At 59.8% G+C, this 18750-nt stretch carries 14 protein-coding genes; 7 read left to right on the top strand and 7 right to left on the bottom strand.

Translation table 11 applies throughout. From position 1 onward, the window contains the following. Nucleotides 1–1119 carry an HD domain-containing phosphohydrolase gene (locus RBB75_RS01435; protein WP_179639027.1) on the bottom strand — a complete coding sequence of 373 codons (1119 nt, stop codon included), beginning with the start codon at nucleotides 1117–1119 and terminating at the stop codon, nucleotides 1–3. Between the two features lie 423 nt (nucleotides 1120–1542). Here RBB75_RS01435 and RBB75_RS01430 point away from each other — a divergent pair, with 423 nt between their 5' ends. Continuing rightward, on the top strand, nucleotides 1543–2067 hold the full coding sequence (locus RBB75_RS01430) for a DinB family protein (RefSeq protein ID WP_179639026.1): 525 nt from the start codon (nucleotides 1543–1545) through the stop codon (nucleotides 2065–2067). A 301-nt stretch (nucleotides 2068–2368) separates the two neighbouring features. Here RBB75_RS01430 and glmU read toward each other — a convergent pair whose 3' ends face one another. Both glmU and RBB75_RS01420 read right to left on the bottom strand, forming a co-directional pair. Further along, the gene (gene glmU, locus RBB75_RS01425; RefSeq protein WP_179639025.1) at nucleotides 2369–3799 is read right to left on the bottom strand and encodes a bifunctional UDP-N-acetylglucosamine diphosphorylase/glucosamine-1-phosphate N-acetyltransferase GlmU; all 1431 of its coding nucleotides are present in this window, start codon (nucleotides 3797–3799) and stop codon (nucleotides 2369–2371) included. Nucleotides 3800–3804: 5 nt separating this feature from the next. Next, nucleotides 3805–4248: a winged helix-turn-helix transcriptional regulator gene (locus tag RBB75_RS01420; RefSeq protein ID WP_353069286.1), complete on the bottom strand. Its 444-nt coding sequence runs from the start codon at nucleotides 4246–4248 to the stop codon at nucleotides 3805–3807. A 122-nt stretch (nucleotides 4249–4370) separates the two neighbouring features. On the opposite strand from RBB75_RS01420, the gene RBB75_RS01415 reads away from it, so the two are divergent. Together RBB75_RS01415 and RBB75_RS01410 are read left to right on the top strand one after the other, a co-directional pair. Next, nucleotides 4371–4631, top strand: coding sequence for an NAD(P)H-binding protein (locus RBB75_RS01415; RefSeq protein ID WP_353069285.1), 261 nt, complete (start codon nucleotides 4371–4373; stop codon nucleotides 4629–4631). After that, nucleotides 4628–5224 carry an NmrA family NAD(P)-binding protein gene (locus RBB75_RS01410; RefSeq protein WP_353069284.1) on the top strand — a complete coding sequence of 199 codons (597 nt, stop codon included), beginning with the start codon at nucleotides 4628–4630 and terminating at the stop codon, nucleotides 5222–5224. Before RBB75_RS01415 ends, RBB75_RS01410 begins: the two co-directional genes overlap by 4 nt. A gap of 200 nt (nucleotides 5225–5424) precedes the next feature. On the opposite strand, the gene RBB75_RS01405 is transcribed toward RBB75_RS01410, so the two are convergent. From RBB75_RS01405 to RBB75_RS01390, 4 genes are all read right to left on the bottom strand, one after another. Further along, on the bottom strand, nucleotides 5425–7524 hold the full coding sequence (locus RBB75_RS01405; protein ID WP_434557151.1) for a glutaminase domain-containing protein: 2100 nt from the start codon (nucleotides 7522–7524) through the stop codon (nucleotides 5425–5427). 208 nt (nucleotides 7525–7732) lie between these two features. Then, nucleotides 7733–9214 carry a M16 family metallopeptidase gene (locus RBB75_RS01400; RefSeq protein ID WP_353069282.1) on the bottom strand — a complete coding sequence of 494 codons (1482 nt, stop codon included), beginning with the start codon at nucleotides 9212–9214 and terminating at the stop codon, nucleotides 7733–7735. Continuing rightward, nucleotides 9211–10821 (bottom strand): M16 family metallopeptidase, encoded by a 1611-nt coding sequence (locus tag RBB75_RS01395; protein WP_218884685.1) that lies wholly within the window; start codon nucleotides 10819–10821, stop codon nucleotides 9211–9213. The genes RBB75_RS01400 and RBB75_RS01395 overlap by 4 nt, the downstream gene beginning before the upstream one ends. A 58-nt stretch (nucleotides 10822–10879) precedes the next feature. Beyond that, a complete protein-coding gene (locus tag RBB75_RS01390; protein WP_434557144.1) occupies nucleotides 10880–11521 on the bottom strand; it encodes a glycoside hydrolase family protein in 642 nt (213 codons plus the stop codon). 181 nt (nucleotides 11522–11702) lie between these two features. Between RBB75_RS01390 and RBB75_RS01385 the strand changes: the two genes are divergently transcribed. The 4 genes from RBB75_RS01385 to RBB75_RS01370 all read left to right on the top strand — a co-directional run bounded on the left by RBB75_RS01385 (nucleotide 11703) and on the right by RBB75_RS01370 (nucleotide 18724). Next, nucleotides 11703–13334, top strand: a complete 1632-nt coding sequence (locus tag RBB75_RS01385; protein ID WP_353069280.1) for a hypothetical protein — start codon at nucleotides 11703–11705, stop codon at nucleotides 13332–13334. A 194-nt stretch (nucleotides 13335–13528) separates the two neighbouring features. Then, nucleotides 13529–14701 (top strand): ROK family transcriptional regulator, encoded by a 1173-nt coding sequence (locus RBB75_RS01380; RefSeq protein ID WP_179639019.1) that lies wholly within the window; start codon nucleotides 13529–13531, stop codon nucleotides 14699–14701. Nucleotides 14702–14703: 2 nt separating this feature from the next. Beyond that, entirely contained in the window at nucleotides 14704–15957 is a 1254-nt protein-coding gene (locus RBB75_RS01375; RefSeq protein WP_353069279.1) for a glycoside hydrolase family 88/105 protein, read from the top strand. 247 nt (nucleotides 15958–16204) lie between these two features. Then, nucleotides 16205–18724: a 3-hydroxyacyl-CoA dehydrogenase/enoyl-CoA hydratase family protein gene (locus RBB75_RS01370; RefSeq protein WP_179639018.1), complete on the top strand. Its 2520-nt coding sequence runs from the start codon at nucleotides 16205–16207 to the stop codon at nucleotides 18722–18724. The last annotated feature ends 26 nt before the right edge of the window (nucleotides 18725–18750 follow it).

Here is an 18750-nt window from a genome sequence, read left to right as displayed (position 1 = left end):
CTAGATGTGTTGCTTGTCCGGCGCAACCGGGAGCGCGCTGCTACTCAGTGAGGACGGCAAGGGGAAACGTGATTCGGTGGCGATGCGCAGATTAGACCAGGTTTCAGCGGGGAGAGCGAGGAAGACCTCGACGATCTGCGGGTCGAACTGGGTTCCGGCACAACGGGTGATCTCTTCTCTGGCTTCGGCGAAGGTTGTTCCCTTGCGATAGGGGCGGTCGGAGGTCATGGCGTCGAGGGTGTCGGCGATGGCGAAGATGCGGGCGCCGAGGGGGATCTGCTCGCCGCGGAGGCCGCGGGGATATCCGCTGCCGTCGAACTGCTCCTGGTGGGCGTAGACGATCTCGGCGGCCTCGCGGAGGAAGGAGATCTTGCGGACCATCTCGTAGCCGCGCTCGCAGTGCTGCTTCATGATAGCGGTCTCTTCGGGGGTGAGGCGGCCGGGCTTGAGGAGGATGGCGTCGGGCGTGGCGATCTTGCCGATGTCGTGGAGGAAGGCTCCGCGGGCGATGATGCGTAGGTCTTCGGACTCGAGACCCATGGCCTGTGCAAGGGCGCTGGTGTAGGTGGTGACTCGCCGGGAGTGGCCTTCCGTCTCCTGGTCGCGGAGGTCGAGCGCGTCGCCCATGGCTTCGAGGGTGATGTCGTAGCTGCGCTCGAGATCCTGCATGGTGGAGCGGAGGCGGCCGGTTCTGGCGGTGACGATGGCTTCGAGGTTGTGGCGGTAGAGGGTGTTCTGTTTGCGGAGGCGGCCGTGCTCGATGGCGCGAAGGACGACGCTTTCGAGGTCGGTGCGTTCGAAGGGTTTGAGGAGGTAGTCGACGGCGCCGCGGCGGAAGGCGCTGGTGACGACGTAGATGTCGTTGATAGCGGAGAACATGACGACAGGGATGTTGGGGTGGTCGGTGCAGAGGTGGTCGAGCAGGGTGAGGCCGTCGATGACTGGCATCATGACGTCAGACAGGACGAGGTCGTAGTCGGGGTCCTGCTGGAGACGAGTGAGGGCTGCTTCGGCGCCTTCGGCAGTGGTGACGGAGTAGCCGCTGCGTGCGAGAAGTGCTGCGGCGACCGATCGTACGGATTCTTCGTCGTCAACTACTAGAATTCGTTCCTGCGTCATGGATGGATACTTTCGCGTAGGGACGCTGCCGTCTTTTGATTTGGATGCGAGCGGCTTCTCTTATGCGTCTTTATCGGCGGTTGAAGCGGCTGGATGAGGTGTACGAGGATGAAGCTTTGCAAAAAAATCCTGATATGGGCCGGGGGGTGGTTTTCTCGTATTTTTGGCGTTTTTTTTGAAGGGGGTTGGCGGAAAAGGGCGTAGTTGGTGTGGTGTTTTGGTGGTGAGATCGTGGTGGTTAGTGTGGTGGATCGTGGTGTTTGGGGTGCGCCTTTTTGAGGTGCGAAAGATACGCCACGATCTTCGGATTTATTTTTGTCCTTCGAGTTTTTTTGCCTTGTGTGATTTTGAGTGGGTTTTGACAGATGGACGAGGGGGATGTAGCTTTGGCGCCATCAGGCGGGAGCCAATTCGGAGGGACTTATGAAGACGCTGTTACTTCTGGTGGTGATGTGCACTACCTCCCTGCACGCGCAGATGGAGGGGCTTTGGGAGGGGTACGACGGAGAGTGGGCTCATGTCTCCCGACAGCTGGTTGCGCTGGCGGAGGCTACGCCAGCAGACAAGTTTGCGTGGCGTCCTGCGCCTGGGGTGAGGTCGACGAGCGAGGTGTACATGCATATCGCTCTGGCCAACTTTTATCTGTTGAGCGTGACTGGTCCACCGATGCCGTCAGACATCAAGTCCGAGGAGATGGAGAAGACTGTGACCTCGAAGGCGGACGTGATTGCTTTTCTGAAGCGGTCGCTGGAGGCGGTGAAGACGGCGCGTGCTCAGTTGAAGCCGGGGGATCTTCAACGGAAGGTCACGATCATGAAGAAAGAGGCGACCGTGGATGGGATGTATCTGCGCATTCTGGTTCACGATAATGAACACATGGGACAGCTGATCGCTTATGCTCGCATGTCGGGCGTGGTGCCTCCCTGGTCGGAGCCTGTTCACAAATAGACGCTGGGCTTTGTGTGGTGCTAAAAAAGCCACGATCTTCGAATTTATTTTTTGAGGGTGCTGTTTGAAGACAGTGCCCTGCCGGATGGGCCTCCTGCGCTCAGTCACCCCACAAACGAAGACCTGTTTGTGGGGACCCCGATTCGGCGAGCGTTCGCACGCCTTTTTAAGGCTTCGCGTGGTCCTCCCGTTGGTCGGAACAACTCTTCCTTCGCGACCAACGGTAGCACCAACCGAAGGGGTATACGTGTCACGAAGTGACCGGCCCACGCGTAGTGGGCCTTTCCGGCAGGACAGTCTCTTAGTTGGTGTTTTGTTTGGCGGTGGCTTTGCGGGCAGCTACCCAGCCGGGTTTGTTGGTTTGGCGGGAGCGGCCCAGGGCCAGTGCGCCATCGGGGACGTCTTCGGTGATGCTGCTGCCGGCGGCTATGTACGAGCCGGCGCCGATGGTGACGGGGGCGACGAGGGTGGAGTCGGAGCCGATGAAGGCGCCGTCGCTGATAGTGGTGAGGTGCTTGTGGACGCCGTCGTAGTTGCAGGTGATGGCTCCTGCGCCGATGTTGACGCCTGCGCCTATGACGGTGTCGCCGAGGTAGTTGAGGTGGTTGGCCTTGGAACCTTTGCCCAGCGTCGCTTTTTTGGTTTCGACGAAGTTGCCTACGTGGGCCCCGTCGCCGATTTTGCTTTCGGGACGCAGGTGGGCGTAGGGGCCGAGAATGGCGTTGTTGGCGACCTCGGCGGTGTCGAGGATGCAGCCGTTGCGGACGAGGACGTTGTCGCCCAGCTGCGAGTTCTGGATGACGGAGTAGGAGCGGATGCGGGAGTCGCTGCCGATGCGGGTGGCGCCGAGGAGCTGTACGTAAGGCTCGATGACGGTGTCCGGACCGACGGTGACGGTGGAGTCGATTACGCAGGTCTCGGGGCGGAAGATGGTTATTCCTGCGGCCATGAGGCGATGGGCGGTGGCGAGACGCATGGCGGCGTCGAGGTGCATCATCTCGGCGATGGTGTTGGCTCCGAGGACTTCGTCTACGCTGTCGGCTTTGACGGCGACGACGCGCTTGCCTTCGGCTACGAGCATGGCGGCGATGTCGGTGAGGTAGAACTCGCCATGGGCGTTGTTGGTGGTGAGGGCGTCGAGGCGGGCGAAGAGGGCTGCGGTCTCGAAGCAGTAGATGCCTGAGTTTATTTCTGGTGCGGTGAGCTGGTCGGGGCGGAGGGATTTTTGCTCGACGATGGCGGTGACTTCGGGCTTGTCTGGTTTGTCTGGGGATGCGCGAATGACTCGGCCGTAGCCGGTGGGGTCAGCTGGTACGGCGGTGAGGATGGTCATGGCTGCGTGCTCGCGAAGGTGAGTGTCGCGGACGGCGGCGATGGTCTCGGGACGGATGAGGGGGACGTCGCCGGAGAGAACTAGAAGATGTTGCGGGATTGGTCTGCCGGAGAGCTCGAAGTCGGCCTTGAGCATCTGAAGGGCGTGGCCGGTGCCGCGCTGCTCGGGCTGGAGGACGAACTGGACGCCGGTAGAGGCTACGGCGGTGCGGACGCGGTCGGCTTCGTGGCCGATGATGCAGAAGATGTGGCCGGCGGGGACGGCGGTTTCGGCAGCGGCGATGACGTGTAGGAGGAGGGCTCGGCCGCCGATCTCGTGAAGGACTTTGGGGCGCTTGCTTTTGAGGCGGGTGCCTTTACCGGCGGCCATGATGGCGATGGCGAATTGGTTTGAGTCCATAGAGGCTATCGTCTCATGGGAGAGGTGGAGGGAGGAACTGAGATGGGTGCGGATAGAAGAGAGGAGTGCTTCGTGCGGTGGCGCTTGATTTCGGAGACGTTGTCTTCGACCCAGTTGGTGAGGGTTTTGATGTGATCGGCGACTTCGGTGCCGAGGCTGGTGAGGCTGTATTCGACCTTGGGCGGGATGGTTGGGTAAACGGTGCGCAGGACTAGGCCGTCGGCTTCGAGAGCTTTGAGAGATTGGGCGAGCATTTTCTCGCTGACGCCGCCGATGCCTCGGACCAGTTCGCTGAAGCGTTGGGTGCCGTCGAGAAGAGTGAGGAGAACGAGCGATCCCCAGCGGGAGGTGATGTGGTCGAGTACGACGCGGGAGGGGCAGTTCGCATCGTAGAGATTGCCTTTGCGTCTGCGTTGTCTGCTTGCGAGGACCTTTGCCTGAGTGGCCATGTTAGTAGCTTACCTTGAGGTACGTACTTACGTAAAGTTAGCTTCTCGGTTAGGCTGAATTCGAGGGCTCAGATTAGACGGCTGCCCGTGAGAGAGCAAAAGAGAACGACAAGGAGAAGGACATGATCGTAGTTACAGGAGCATCGGGGAAGTTGGGACATCACGTTATTAACGAATTGCTGAAGAAGGTGCCAGCGGGGCAGATCGTTGCGGCGGTGCGGAGTCCGGAGAAGACTGCCGACCTTGCGGCGTTGGGAGTGCAGGTGCGCCAGGCGGACTACACGAAGCCGGAGACGCTTGCCTCGGCCTTTTCCGGAGCGGAGAAGGTTTTGCTGATCTCTTCAAACGAGTTGGGACAACGGGAAAGCAACATCAGGCAGTGATTGATGCGGCGGTTGCGGCGAAGGTGAAGCTGTTTGTCTATACGAGTCTTCTGCGTGCGGATACTTCGAAGCTACTGCTCGCGCCGGAGCATGTGGCGACGGAGAAGGTGGTGAGAGCGTCGGGTCTGCCGTTTGTGATTCTGCGGAACGGCTGGTATCTGGAGAATCATACGGAGGCTCTTGGACCTGCACTGGAGCATGGAGCGATTTTGGGAGCAGCGGGCGAGGGACGTTTCGCAGCGGCTGCGCGAGAGGATTATGCGCTGGCGGCGGTTGCAGTGCTTACGGGTGCAGGCCATGAGAAGAAGGTGTATGAGTTGGCGGGGGACGAGTCGTACACGTTGACTGGTCTTGCCGAGGAGGTGTCTCGCGCGGCGAAGACTACTGTGGTGTATCGGAACCTGACGCAGAAGGAGTATGAGAGTGCTCTGCTGGGCTTTGGTTTGCCTGCGCCCGTGGCGGGGATACTTGCGGACTCAGATGCGGGAGCGGCGAACGGAGAACTGGATAGTAAGTCTCGGGATCTTCATACGTTGTTGGGGCATGCGACGACGCCACTTGCAGAGGCAGTGAGAGTTGCTGTGGCGAAGTAAGGGTATGTGCTCGAGCGGATTTGCTGCTGTCTGGAGGAAGACAACAGCAGATTCCCTTCGGAAATGACAAACAAAAAATCACGGTAGATTCGAAGGACAGGGCAGACTTTACATTTACTGCTTCTTGCATAGACCTCTACGCTTTCGGTGGATTGCGTGACCGGATCGTAGAGGTTATGGCTATACGGGTTTCCTCGGGGTTAGCGGTAGACGGGTAGTTGGGTTGTTTCGGTTGTGGTGGATTTGGCGCGCCACTTGGCGGTGAGTTGTTTGTCGGAGAGGGCTTTAATGAAGACGCCGCCTACTACGCTGCGAGCCTGGAAGCCGACTTGTTTGCCGGTTTTGGTGTCGTACCAGTCGGTAAGGGGGACGCGGGTTGGGGTTTCGTTGGTCCAGCGGTAGATGGGGTCGACGATGGCGTTGAACTGGTCGGGGTTGGAGGTGAGGGTTGCGGTCCAGATGGACCAGTCGAGCTTGGTGTAGTCGGCGCGGCTGTCGAGGGGGAGGCCGTAGAGGTTGAGCTTGGTGAGGTAGAAGGCGACTTCGCTATCGCGGACGCTGTTGGGGAAGAGGTTGTAGTCGAGGATCTTGTCCCAGACGAGGTTGTACTTCTGGCTCCAGGTGTTGGGGCTGTTGAAGGCGATCTTGTAGTGGTCGCCTTCCTTCGCCATGGTGATCCACTTGGCAGCCATCTCTTTTGCTGTGGTTTGATACTGCTTTGCGACGGTCTCTTGTTTGAGGAGATGCGCTAAGTCGGCGTAGGCTGCGAGAGCGTCGATGGCTTTGATGGAGAGGTTGGCGTTGTGGGCTACGTGTCCGGCGAAGTCGTCGGTGGTGAGTTGGGTTTCAGGGTCGAGGCCGTGGAGGTTCAGGTACTCGGCCCACTTGGTGAGCAGGGGCCAGTAGCGTTGGGCTAGTTGGGGTGTGCCTTCGGCGCGGGCTACGGCGTCGACAAGGATGATCATGTTGCCAGTCTCTTCGACGGGCATCTGGTCCTCTTCGGTCTTTTCGCCGCCGCCGTAGACCTGTCCGTTGGCGAGTGGGTACTGGCCGAGATCGTGGGGGGAGAAGGGGAACTTCCAGCGGGCGAGCGAGGAGTATTCGAGGACGGGGAGGAGCTGGGCTTCGAGGAGCTTCGGGTTGAAGAAGAGGAAGAAGGGGGCGGAGGGGTAGAGGACGTCGACGGTGGCGATGCAGCCGTTGGAGAAGTTCTCCTTGGCGAAGAGCATGGGGTCGCCGTTGGCGTCGGCTACGAGCTTGTGTGCGGCGATGGCCTGGCGGTACGAGAGGATGGCGATGTAGGCGTAGTGTTCGCCACCTACTTTGGTGAGGTCGGCGGTCAGTTCTTTGTCGAGGGCTTCTCCGCGGGCTTCGAGGGTTGCGTATTGCTGCTCGGCTTGATCGAGCATCTGGTCTACGGGTTGGTTGTTGCGTTGCCAGTAGGAGCGGAGATTTCGCTGGAGGTATTGGATGGCGTAGTTGTCGGTGTAGGAGAGGAGGATGTGGCGGGTGACGGGCTGGGTGGTGACGGAGCCGAAGTCTATGGTTGCTGCGAGGGCGGAGGCGGAGTGGTCGGCGCGCTCGGGCATGTCCATGGTGTCGGTGGTGGGGAGTTGGCCGGTGGAGGCGAAGATTGTGGCTGGGTGTGGCGCGAGGTAGGTGGCGTAGCTGGTGTCCTTCGGGACGGCTAGATGGAAGTAGCCCCAGTCGATGCGGAGGTCGTCGCCGGAGCGGTTGAGGATTTTTTGATCTTGCGAGCCGGTGGAGAGGACGTTGAGGGTGGAGGTTTGATTGCGGAAGGAGTTGATCTGTTGGCTGCGGTCGTTGACGGCGATGACTGGGTCTACGTCGAGGAGTAACGACACTTGATGTGGGGTGCTGTCATTCGACTCAGCAGTCCAGGTGAGGTAGGTTACGGGGCGGGAGAGGAGGTCGAGGTCGCTAAGGATTGCTGGGGTGAAGAAGGCGAGGCGGAGGGTGATGCCGTTCTGGCGGAACTCGTAGGTGGTGTGGGTTGGCGTGATGGCGTGCGCCGTCTGCTGCGCGGCTGGGACGGTGTCGGGGTTGTGGCCGAGGAAACGGAAGGGCTTGCCGTCGATGCGGACTATGCCGGTGATGGGCTGCGGGGCGCCGGTCCAGTGGGTGGTGTCGGCGTCGGTGAGGTTGTCGGTGGTGGACCAGACGCTGAAGTAGGGGTCGTGCGTGATGAGCGGCGTTGCGGGAGGGCGCTGGGCTTGGAGGGGGAGAAGGTTGAGCAGGAGAGATGCAGTAAGTAGCAGGAACGGGTGCGTGTTTTTTATGACGAACCTCCGGGGACGGTGACGCTTTTCAAGGATAGCGCCATCTGGTCCTTGCGGGGTTGTTGCTGGGAACTCGTTTAGGACTGCCTGCTGTGTCCTGCCGGACGGGCTCCCTGCGCGGGAGGCGGCCACTTCGTGGCGGGTATACCGCTTCGCCTGGTGCTCCCGTTGGTCGCGGGATGGATTTCTAGCGATATTCCCAGCTTGGTTATTCGGCTGGCTTGCCGCCTGGTGGGGGTGGGATGGTGATGTCTAGATTTTTTACCGTGCCTAGTCCCAGGGTGGCGAGTGACGGTGTGATTTGAGACTCGTTGCCTACTACGATGACGGCGAGTTTGCTGGTGTCGATGTACTTGTTGGCTACGCGGGAGACGTCGGCGGAGGTCACTTTTTCGATGCCGGATTTATATTTTTCGAGGGTGTCGGCGGGGTAGCCGTAGAAGGCTAGGGTGACTTGCTCGCCTAGCGTTTTGTCGGGGGAGTCGTAGTGGAAGATGAAGGAGTTGAGGACCTGGTCTTTGGCTTTGCTGAGCTCGGCGGGGGTGGGTGGTTCGGTTTTGAGGCGGTCGATCTCGGCTAGGAGGGCTTTGGTTGCGGCTACGGTGGTGGCGCTTTTTGTTGCGGCTTCGACGACGAAGATGCCAGGGTGATCGTAGGAGGCGCCGTAGTTGCCTTCGACGGAGTAGGCGAGGCCGAGTTTGGTGCGGACGTCCTGGACGACGCGGGAGCCGAAGCCGCCGGAGAAGACCTGGTTCATGACGGAGAGGGCGTAGTAGTCGGGGTTGCTGCGCTCGGTGCCGAGGCCAACGATGATGACGTTGGATTGATTGACGTCATCTTTGGAGACGAAGTTGACGTTGGGCTTGGGGTCGGTGAAGGTGGCTTTGAAGGACTGGAAGCGCTGGCCGCGAGGGATGGGAGCGAAGGCGGCGCGGAGTTTGGCCTCCATGGCGGCGGGGTCGAAGTCGCCTGAGACGGCGACGATGATGTTGCTGCCGACGACGGTGTGGGTGTGCCAGGCGTTGAGGTCGTCGAGGGTGACGGCGCCTACGGTGGCGTACTCGAGCTCGCGGGCGTAGGGGTTGTTGGGGCCGTAGGCGATCTTTGCAGCTTCGCGGGTGGCGATGCCGTTGGCGTCGTCGTTGCGGCGGGCGATGCCGGTTTCGAGTTGCTGTTTGGCGAGCTGGAGCTTGTCGTCTTTGAAGGTGGGATGGAGGAGTAGGTCGATGGTGGAGGCGAAGACGAGGTCGAAGTCGCCCTTGAGGCTGGACCAGGCCATGGAGGTGGAGGCGGTGCCGCCAGCAGTTTCGATGGAGGCGGCTTTGGCTTCGAGGACGTCGTCGAGCTTGTCGCCGTCGATGGTGGCGGTGCCGCTGGTGCGCCAGGTTTCGCCGTAGAGGGAGGTGAGGCCGACCTTTGCATTGGGCTCATCGCGGCTCCCGCCACGGATGAGGATGGTGCCGTTGATGAAGGGGAGCTCGTGGTCTTCCTGGAGGAAGAGGACTACTCCGTTTTCCAGTTCGATACGGTGGGGTTGTGCGGGTTTGAAGGCGGGGAGCGGGGGGATGGGGATTTGTTTCCACGGCTGGACCTGCGTGGGTGCGACTGCTGGTGCTGGGGTTTGTGCGGAGGCGCCGAGAGTGGCAACGAGGAGCGATGCGGTAATGATGAACGAGGAGAGATGCTTCACTTCGTACCTCCGGCGGTTTGGGTGGTCTGCGCTGGGGGTGCTGTGAGCATGGCTGTTCCTGGGGTCTCTGTTTTTGAAGGCGTTGAAGCTTGCGGGGCTTTGCGTTGGGGTGGGACGAATTCGATGCGTGCGCTGGTGCGGTTGCTGTCGGTGAAGATCTTGTTGGCGACGCGGCGGATGTCGGCTTTGTTGACGGCGTCGATCTTGTGGAGCTGGTTGAAGAGTTCACGCCAGTCGCCAAAACGGGTTTGGTATTCGGCTAGCTGATGAGCAAGGCCTTCGTTGTCGGCGAGGCCGCGGAGGAGGTCGGCGCGGGAGCGGGTTTTGAAGCGTTCGAGTTCTGCGTCGGTGACGTCCTCGTTCTTGAGGCGGTCGAGCTCTTTGTGAATGGAGGCTCGCATCTCTTCGGGCGTGTGGCCTGGGAGCGGGACGGCGTAGACGGCGAAGAGGCCGGGGTACTTGTCGCCGGGGAAGCCGCTGAAGCCTTGCGCTTCGGCGGCGATGGACTGGTCGCGGACGAGAGAGCGGTAGAGGCGGGCGGTGCGGCCGTTGGAGAAGATGTCGGAGATGGCGTCGTAGGCGGAGTCGTCGGGGTCGAGGTAGTCGGGGCGGTGGTAGCCCTCGATGTAGAAGGGCTGGGTGGCTTCGCGGATGGTGACGGATTTTTCGGCGACCTGTGGCGGCTCGACCGTGGTCATGGGTTCGGGACGCGGGGCGGCGGGAATGGGAGCGAAGTAGCGCTCGAGGACGGGCATGGTCTCGGAGGCTTTGAGGTCGCCTACGACGGCGATGACGATGTTGGCGGGGACATAGTATTTTTCGTGGAAGGTGGTGGCCTCGGTGGCGGAGACCTGGCTGATCTCGCTTTCCCAGCCTACGCCGGGGCGGCGGTAGGGGTGGGCGACGTAGGCGGTGGCGAGGAACTGCTCGACCATGCGGCCGACGGGGGAGGAGTCAGTGCGCATGCGGCGCTCTTCCTGGACGACGTTGCGCTCCTTGTAGAACTCGCGCTCGACGGGATGGGCGATGCGCTGGCTTTCGAGATAGGCCCAGAGCTCGAGGCGGTTGGAGGGCATGCTCCAGAAGTACTGGGTGGAGTCTTCGGTGGTGCTGGCGTTGATGCCGACGGCTCCGTTCTCTTCGGCGATCTGGGAGAACTGGTTGGGTATGACGTACTTTTGCGCTTCGGCTTGTGCGTCCTGGAAGGCTTTGAGGAGCTGGGCTAACTTTTCGGGATTTTGGCCTACGCGTTTGCGGTACTCGGCGTCGTAGGCTGCGTAGGCGATCTCGACTTTGGCGAGTGCGATCTTTTCGGCGGGGTAGTCGGTGGTGCCGATCTCGGTGGTGCCTTTGAAGGCCATGTGTTCGAACATGTGGGCGATGCCGCTGGCGCCGTCGGGATCGTCGGCGGAGCCTGCATCGACGAGGGTGTAGAAGCTGAAGACGGGGGCTTCGGGGCGCTCGCAGAGGATGAGGGTGAGGCCGTTGGGGAGAACTTTGACGGTGGTGCGCTTTTCAAAGCTTGCGAGGTCCTGTGCTTTCGCTGTGAGGGCTAGAGCGATGGCACATGTGGCGATCGCGGCGATGCTACGTTTTACCTTTACCAAAAGCCCTCCGCAGACTTTGCGAGTCAAGAGTCCACTATATCGAAGCCCGGGCCGGGCTTTATTGCCGGGGGCCGAATATGGCGTTCCAGGTTTGACGTATGAGACGCCGGATTCGCTTCAGGAGGGACTCGGCTTCGGCCTGGATGGTGGTGACGACGGCGGAGAGGAACTGCTCGCGGGTCCAGTTGTTGCGGGCGGCGCTGGGGCCTCGGCGCAGACAGCGGGCGGCGGCTTCGGCCCAGGAACCGGACTGGACGGCGGCGATGAGATGGGGGAAGTCTTTGAAGAGGCCGGCGGGGCCGAGGTTGTAGGTCATGTCGAGGAGGGCGAGCTTTACGGGATCGGGGAGGGTGTCGTAGTGGGGGAGGTGGGTGCGGAGGTCAGCTTCGAAGGCCTGGAGGATGGAGGTTAGTTTTGCGTCGATGGTTTGTTGGGGGAGTTCGAGTCTGTTGGGGGATTTGTAGAAGGCGGCGGCTCGGGCCTGGGGGAGGGAGTCGACGCGGGTGTATTCGGCGGCGATCTCTTGTGGTGTGGCTGGTCGGGTGCCGAGGAGGAAAGGGAGGGATGCGGCGGCTTTGGCGTCGGGGAGCATGAGGCCGACGCCGACGGTGACTTTGCCGACTGTGTCGCGGTACATCCACGGGACGCAGCCTTCGAATTCTTTTAATTTTGCTAGCGATTGCTCTATGTAGGTCGCCACAGTTTTCAGGCTAGCATGGAGATTCTTGCTGGGAGGGCAGAGAGTTGTCGGCGTATTTTTTTACGGTGGGAGATGGTTTGAACTTAATCCCGTGCGTCTCGATTCAGTTTTGTTCGAGCCAGTTTGTTGAAACTTTTGGATATTCGCTGTGTTTGTGTCAGATAAGAACGAAGAGGTTGCGATGCCCGGTATCCCAAGCAAGTTGAGACTCCTTCGAGTGTTGATCGCCTTTGCCATGGGCTTGATCGGTCTTATACCAGCCCCGACCGCAGCGCGAGCACAAGGCTCCCACCCGGGGCCCGTGACCGGCGTTATTGACGGCGTAGCGTTCGAGGGTGATCAGTACTACGTGCATGGCTGGGCTTGCCAGGAGGGCCAGCGAGGTTCGATCAGCGTCAATCTCTACGCGAGTCATCCGGCTGGCGCTACGCCGCCGGGAATATATGTGATGGCAGGCAGCGCCGATCTGGCCAGCGAGCCTGCCGTTGACCAGGAGTGCCACGACGCCAGTGGCGGCAAACACAGATTCAGGATCGCGCTGCCCAACCAACAGTTGAGAACCTTCCAAGGCAAAAAACTCTTTATTCACGGCATCGCACTTGCAGGCAACGTCGAGAACGCCTTACTGGCAGGATCCGGAAGAGACTCCTTTCCAGCACCCAAATGGCCGGCCGATCCGCCAACGCCCAACTTTCTGGATGGCCCGCGGGTGGCGGCGTTCGATACGGCAAAGGAGTCCTGCGAGCAGATCGACATTCCGGATGCCGCAGCCCGCGCCTTTCGGGACTATAAGGGGACCGTTCACCTCATTGCCTCGCATTACGTCACTCGTGCCGGGCTTGGACCCACCCTTGAGACCGCGAAGCACAACTGCCAGGTGGTCTACAGATCGCCGCACGACGGAAACATTGCGAACTTTGACGACGCTACGTGGCTGAACGCGTTCTACAGCGTCGACGGCAAACGGATCGTCGCGCTCGGCCACATGGAGTATCACGGGTGGGAGCATCCCGGCATGTGTGCGACAAAAAACGACTCAGCCAGCTGCTGGTACAACGTCGATACCTTCAATCTCTCCACCGATGGCGGCTATCACTTCGCGAGGCCCAATCCGACGGGAAACTACTTCATCAGCCTTCCCTATAAGTATCAGCCGAACCAGGGGCCGGAGGGGTACAGCGTGGACTCGAACATCGTGAAGGTGGGCCAGTGGTACTACGACGAGGTATACGCGTGGGGATGGCCGCCAAACTGCGGCGGCGGAAAGGGGCAGAAGCCGTGCCTGGTTCTCGATGGAGCATGCGCGATTCGCACGGCGAATATTCTGGATCCTTCGTCCTGGCGCGGCTGGGACGGCAAAGACTTTACCGTCCAGTTCGTTGATCCTTACCGGGGAACGGTGGCCAATCCAAAGGCTCATGTCTGCGCCCCGGTGCCTTACCTGGACTACGCGACGGGAATCAACTATCACCCGGCGTCTCATCTGTTTGTTGCAACCTTGTGGAACCAGGGCTCCGCTTCTTCCTGGGGGCCCGAAGGCGTCTACTTTACGACCTCGCCAGATTTCATTCACTGGAGCAAGCCGAAGTTGGCGATGACGCAGAACCAGATGCTCAGAAGCGAGCCGGAAGGAAACTGGTCGTATATGTATTTCTCGCTCATCGATCCAAAATCGACGGATTCGAACTATATGACGATCACGGACAATCCTTATCTGTACTACGTGAGGATGGATGGGAACCACCCTCCTTACCAGCGGGTCTTGTTTCGTCAAAGGATCAAGTTGAATTGGCTAGCAGAGGGGCAGAAGTGAGGTCCTCAAAACAATAATTCAAAGTATCTACAAAATGGTGGAGCTGCGGTGGTATAAAGACTCGTCGCCAAAGATGTCAAGCGACGGCTGCTCGAGAACGATTTCGAACGGCTGAGCTTGAGTTCGAGTTTTGCCCAGTTGGTATGTTTGATATGGTTTCGCCGATTGATTTTATGAGACACGAAAGCTAAACAATGCCCACCACACAATCGACTCGATTCACCTTTACCCGCAGGCAGAGCGCGTCGAATAAAACGCCACGCCAGATCAACCGGAATCTTGTCTTCAACCTGGTTCGCACCCGGCAGCCACTCTCGCGTGCTGATCTTGCCCGGGTCTCAGGCCTGCAGCGCAGCACGGTTTCGCTGATTGTGGAGGATCTGATTAAGGAGAGGTGGATTCTGGAGGGCTCGACGGGGCGGCCACCGCGGGGACGCAGGCCGACGTTTCTGGAGCTGAATCATCAGCGTGCTGTGATTGCGCTGGATATTCATCCGTCGCAGACGACGGTTGCGGTGACCGACCTTGGCGGCAAGATTGTGGCGCAGAATGTGGTGGAGCTGCCGGAGGATCCGAAGAAGGCGATTCAGCCGATTATTGCTGCGATTCGCAAGCTGATGGCGGCACATAGTGATAAGTCGTTTGACGGAATCGGGATTAGCCTGCCGGGGCGTGCCGATCCGCTGCGGGATGAGCCGATCTTTGCGCCGAATCTGAAGTGGCCGATCTCGAGTATCAAGTCGCGGATTCAGAAAGCCACGGGGCTGCGGGTTGAGATGGATAACGTTGCGAATGCGTGCGCGCTGTCGGAGGTTTGGTTTGGCGATAGCGATGGGTTGCATGACCTTGTGGTGGTGAATGTGTCGGAGGGGATTGGGACGGGGATCTTTGCGAATGGGCAGGTGCTGCGCGGGGCGAACGGCATGGCGGGAGAGTTTGGCCATGTGCAGATGGAGATGAACGGGCCGCGGTGCGGATGCGGGGGGCGAGGGTGCTGGGAGACGGTGAGCTCGAATCGCGCGGGGCTGCGCTACTACGAGGAGATAAGTGGAGCGAGTGCGCCGCCTACCTTTGCGGCGTTGGTGAAGATGGCGCAGTCGCATGACGCCAATGCGGTAAAGGCTCTGGAGAAGATGTCTTCGTTTCTTGGGCGTGGACTGAGAATGGTTGCGAATGCGCTCGCTCCGAGCGAGATCGTGGTGGTTGGGGATATTACGGCTGCGTGGTATCTGTTTGGGCCAATTGTTGAGGCGGAGCTAAAACAGAATGCTCTTTCGAAGGCGCCGCGGCTGCGGCCTGCGTTCGAAGGAAATACGGCGCGCCTGCGGAGTGCGGTGGCGCTGGTGATGAATGGGAGCCTGGTTTAGGGATGACGATGTTTCTTTCGGATTTTGGGATGCGGTTGCAGGGTGCTGGTGCTGGTTCGCGGGCTCGATTGGTGGCAAGAACTTCGCGTGGGTTTGTTTTTGGTGTGCTTGTTAGCGCTGCTTCGATGGGCGTCTTGGCGCAGAGTGCTCCGGTGGTGGCTCCTGCGGCGAACGTTGTGCCGGTGGACGGGAACGCGGCGGGCGATGCGCCGGATGATCCTGGGCCGCTGGCGACGGGACTCTCGAGTGAGTTGAAGCCGAAGGCGATCGATGCGGCGATAAAGAAGGTTGCGGACTGGCAGGTTGCTTATGCAGAGCCGCACTTCAATAAGCAGTGGACGTTTGCGGCGCTCTACGACGGGCTGCTGGCGGCTTCGAAGACGACCGGCGATCCGAAGTATCGCGATGCAGTGCTGCATCTGGCGGAGCGGTCGGATTGGACGCTGCTCGATGCTCGGTTTCCTCATGCCGATGATCAGGCATTGGGGCAGGCTTTTCTGGATCTCTATCGCGACGATCGGCAGCCGGTGCGGATGGCGGATACGAAGGCGATACTGGATCGTCTGATTGTGCGAGAGGATGATCCGAACAAGCTGCTGTGGTGGTGGTGCGATGCGCTGTTCATGTCGCCACCGGTGCTCTTGCGGATGTATGCGATTACGAATGACCGGAAGTATCTGGACTATATGGATCATGAGTGGTGGCTTACATCGGGGAGTCTCTACAGTCCGCAGGAGCATCTTTACTTTCGCGACAGCCGGTACTTTACGCAGAAGCAGGAGAACGGCAAGCCGATCTTCTGGTCGCGCGGGAATGGCTGGGTGATGGGTGCACTGGTGAATGTGCTGCGGATTATGCCGGCGGACTATCCTTCGCGGCCGAAGTATGTGGCGCAGTTTCGCGAGATGGCGGAGAGGCTGGCGGCGATTCAGAGCCCAGATGGACTGTGGCGGTCAGGGCTGCTGGATCCTGAGTCTTACGAACTGCCGGAGGTGTCGGGGTCGGCGTTCTTTACGTTTGCGATGGCGTACGGGATCAATGAAAAGATTCTCGATCGCAAGACTTATCTTCCGGTGGTGGAGAGGTCGTGGAAGGGAATGCTTGGACACATCTATGCGGATGGGCGGCTGGGTTCGATTCAGCCGATTGATGCGCAGCCGGGCAAGTTCAAGCTTTCGGCCAGCTATGTATATGGCGTGGGTGGGTTCCTGATGGCGGGATCTGAGATGCATCGACTCGCGGCGTCGAGGCATTAGGCGGTATTGGATGGTAGCGGCAGGTTGCTCGACTGCGGCACGGGTATGCCTTGCGTGAGGGCTGGAGTGGTCGCAGTGGCTGACCTCGGGTAAAGGGATTGGCTTGTGAGGCGCTGCTGCCAAGCGGCTGTTACCCATTTGCAATGAGTGATTTGCCAAATTGAAGGACTGTTTACTTGACGGACTGAATGGTCATTCAGTATGCTTCGCATCGTTCGGGTATTCCTGCCCGCCGGAGCCTTTGACCATGCCTTCCAGCACCATCGAAGCACCTACACCACAGAGTTCGGGAAAGCATAGCCCCTCCCGGGATCACAGACAGATCAACAAGGTTGCGGTGCTTGGCGCGGGAACCATGGGATCGCGTATCGCGGCGCATATTGCGAACGCTGGGTTGCCGGTGGTTCTGCTGGATATCGTTCCGCCTGGCATCGACGCTAGTGCGCCGAAGCAGGAGCGAAACAAGTTTGTGCTGGCGGCGATGGATGGGTTGAAGAAGTCGAAGCCTGCTGCTTTCTATGCGCCGGAGAGTGCGCGGCTGATCACGATTGGCAACTTCGAGGACGATCTGGCTTTGATTGCGGACTGCGACTGGATCATCGAGGTGGTGGCGGAGAATCTTGAGATCAAGCGGGCGCTGCTGGAGAAGGTGCTGCAACATCGCCGGAAGGACTCGATACTTACGAGCAACACGAGCGGGTTGCCGATTCACAAGATAGTGGAGGGGATGCCGATGGAGCTGCGGCGCCATTGGTTTGGAACGCACTTCTTCAATCCGCCGCGGTATATGCGGCTGCTGGAGGTGATTCGAACTCCGGATACGGACCCGGCGGATATTGCGGCGGTGGAGCACTTCTGCGATCTGCGGCTGGGGAAGGCGATTGTTCACTCGCACGATACGCCGAACTTTATTGCTAATCGTATCGGCACGTTCTCGATGGGTAATGCGATTCGGTTGATGCAGGAGCAGGGGCTGTCGATTGAAGAGGTCGATACGTTGACGGGCTCGGCATTGGGCTGGCCGAAGACGGGGACGTTCCGGCTGGGCGATATGGTTGGAGTAGACGTGCTGGCGCATGTGGCTACGAATTTCTCCGCGCAGGCGGAAAAGATTAAAGATGAGCGCGCTGAGGTGAAGCTGGCTCCTTTCATCGGCAAGATGCTCGAGAGGAAGTGGCTCGGGGATAAGACGAAGCAGGGTTTTTACAAGAAGGAAGGCAAGGACGCGGAGGGGCGCGACCTGCGGCACGTTTTGGACTGGCAGACGCTGGACTATAAGCCGAGCACGCGGCCGAAGTTTCCGGCGATCGAGATGGCGAAGAATGTGGAGTCGACGCCTGCTCGGATTGCGCAGTTGCTGCACGCGGATGTGACGAAGGATAAGGCGGCTGCGTTTTACTGGCCGCTGCTGACGGAGCTGTTTACGTATAGTGCGAATCGGGTGCCGGAGATTGCGGACAATATCGTTGAGATCGATCAGGCGATGAAGACCGGGTTCAACTGGGAGCTTGGGCCTTTTGAGATGTTCGATGCTGCGGGTGTGCGCGCCACGACGGAGAAGATGCGGGCTGCGGGTGCGCCGGTTTCGGCGAATGTGGAGAAGTTGCTGGCTTATGCGGAGAAGCATGGGGAGGCGAATCCTGCGTGGTACAAGGATGATGCTTCGGTGGTTTCGGGGCGGCTGTTCTTTGATCCAGTCAGCGGGGAGTACAAGCCGGTGGTGACGGCGGAGGGCGTGACTTCGCTGGGGGTGATCAAGAAGGCGAATGGGGTGGTGAAGAAGAACCCGGGCGCGTCGGTGATCGATCTGGGCGATGGGGTGGCGGGGATTGAGTTGCACTCGAAGATGAATGCGCTGGGCGATGACATCGTCAATCTGATTACGCAGACGCTGAAGCCAACGAGTGAGATGGTGGGCAACTTCGAGGCGTTTGTTATTACGGGGGACTCGACTAATTTTTCGGTGGGCGCGAATCTGATGCAGCTTCTTCTTGGGATTCAGGAGGAGGAGTGGGATGAGGTGGAGATGGCGGTGCGGGCGTTTCAGAATATGACGCAGGCCATTAAGTTTTGTCCGCGTCCTGTGGTGGTTGCGCCGTATGGGATGTGTCTCGGCGGGGGCGTGGAGATTGCGCTTCATGGCGCTGCGCGTCAGCCGCATTCGGAGTTGTATATGGGTTTGGTGGAGGCTGGTGTGGGGTTGATTCCTGGTGGCGGCGGCTGTAAAGAGATGACGATCCGGTCGGTGGAGGCGGGATCGAGCATTCGTCCGGATGCCCGTGGCGAGGGCGTGGAGATCTTTGAGGCGCTGAAGAAGAACTTCGAGACGATTGCGATGGCGAAGGTCTCGACCAGTGCGGCAGAGGCTCGTTCGTTTGGATTCTTCAAGCAGTCGGACAGCATTACGATGAATCGCGAACGGCTGTTGACGGATGCGAAGACGAAGGCTCGCGCGATCGCTGATGCTGGTTATAGTGCACCTGCACCTCGGACTGACATTGCGGCTCCGGGGGAGAATGCACTGGCTACGCTGAAGCTGGCGGTGTGGACGATGCGGGAGGGGCAGTACATCTCGGACCATGATGCGAAGATTGCGAACTGGGTGGCGTATGCGCTGTGTGGGGGCAAAGTTACGCCGGGTACTCCGGTGACGGAGCAGTATCTGCTGGATCTGGAGCGCGAGGCGTTTCTGTCGTTGTGTGGAGAGAAGAAGACGCAGGAGCGAATTGCGTTTACGTTGAAGACGGGCAAGCCTTTGCGGAATTAGGAGTGCATTGTTCGCGGTCAGGTTTA

This window comes from Tunturibacter empetritectus, assembly GCF_040358985.1.
Lineage (GTDB): Bacteria > Acidobacteriota > Terriglobia > Terriglobales > Acidobacteriaceae > Edaphobacter > Edaphobacter empetritectus.
This window is presented reverse-complemented; position numbering and strand designations above follow the sequence as displayed.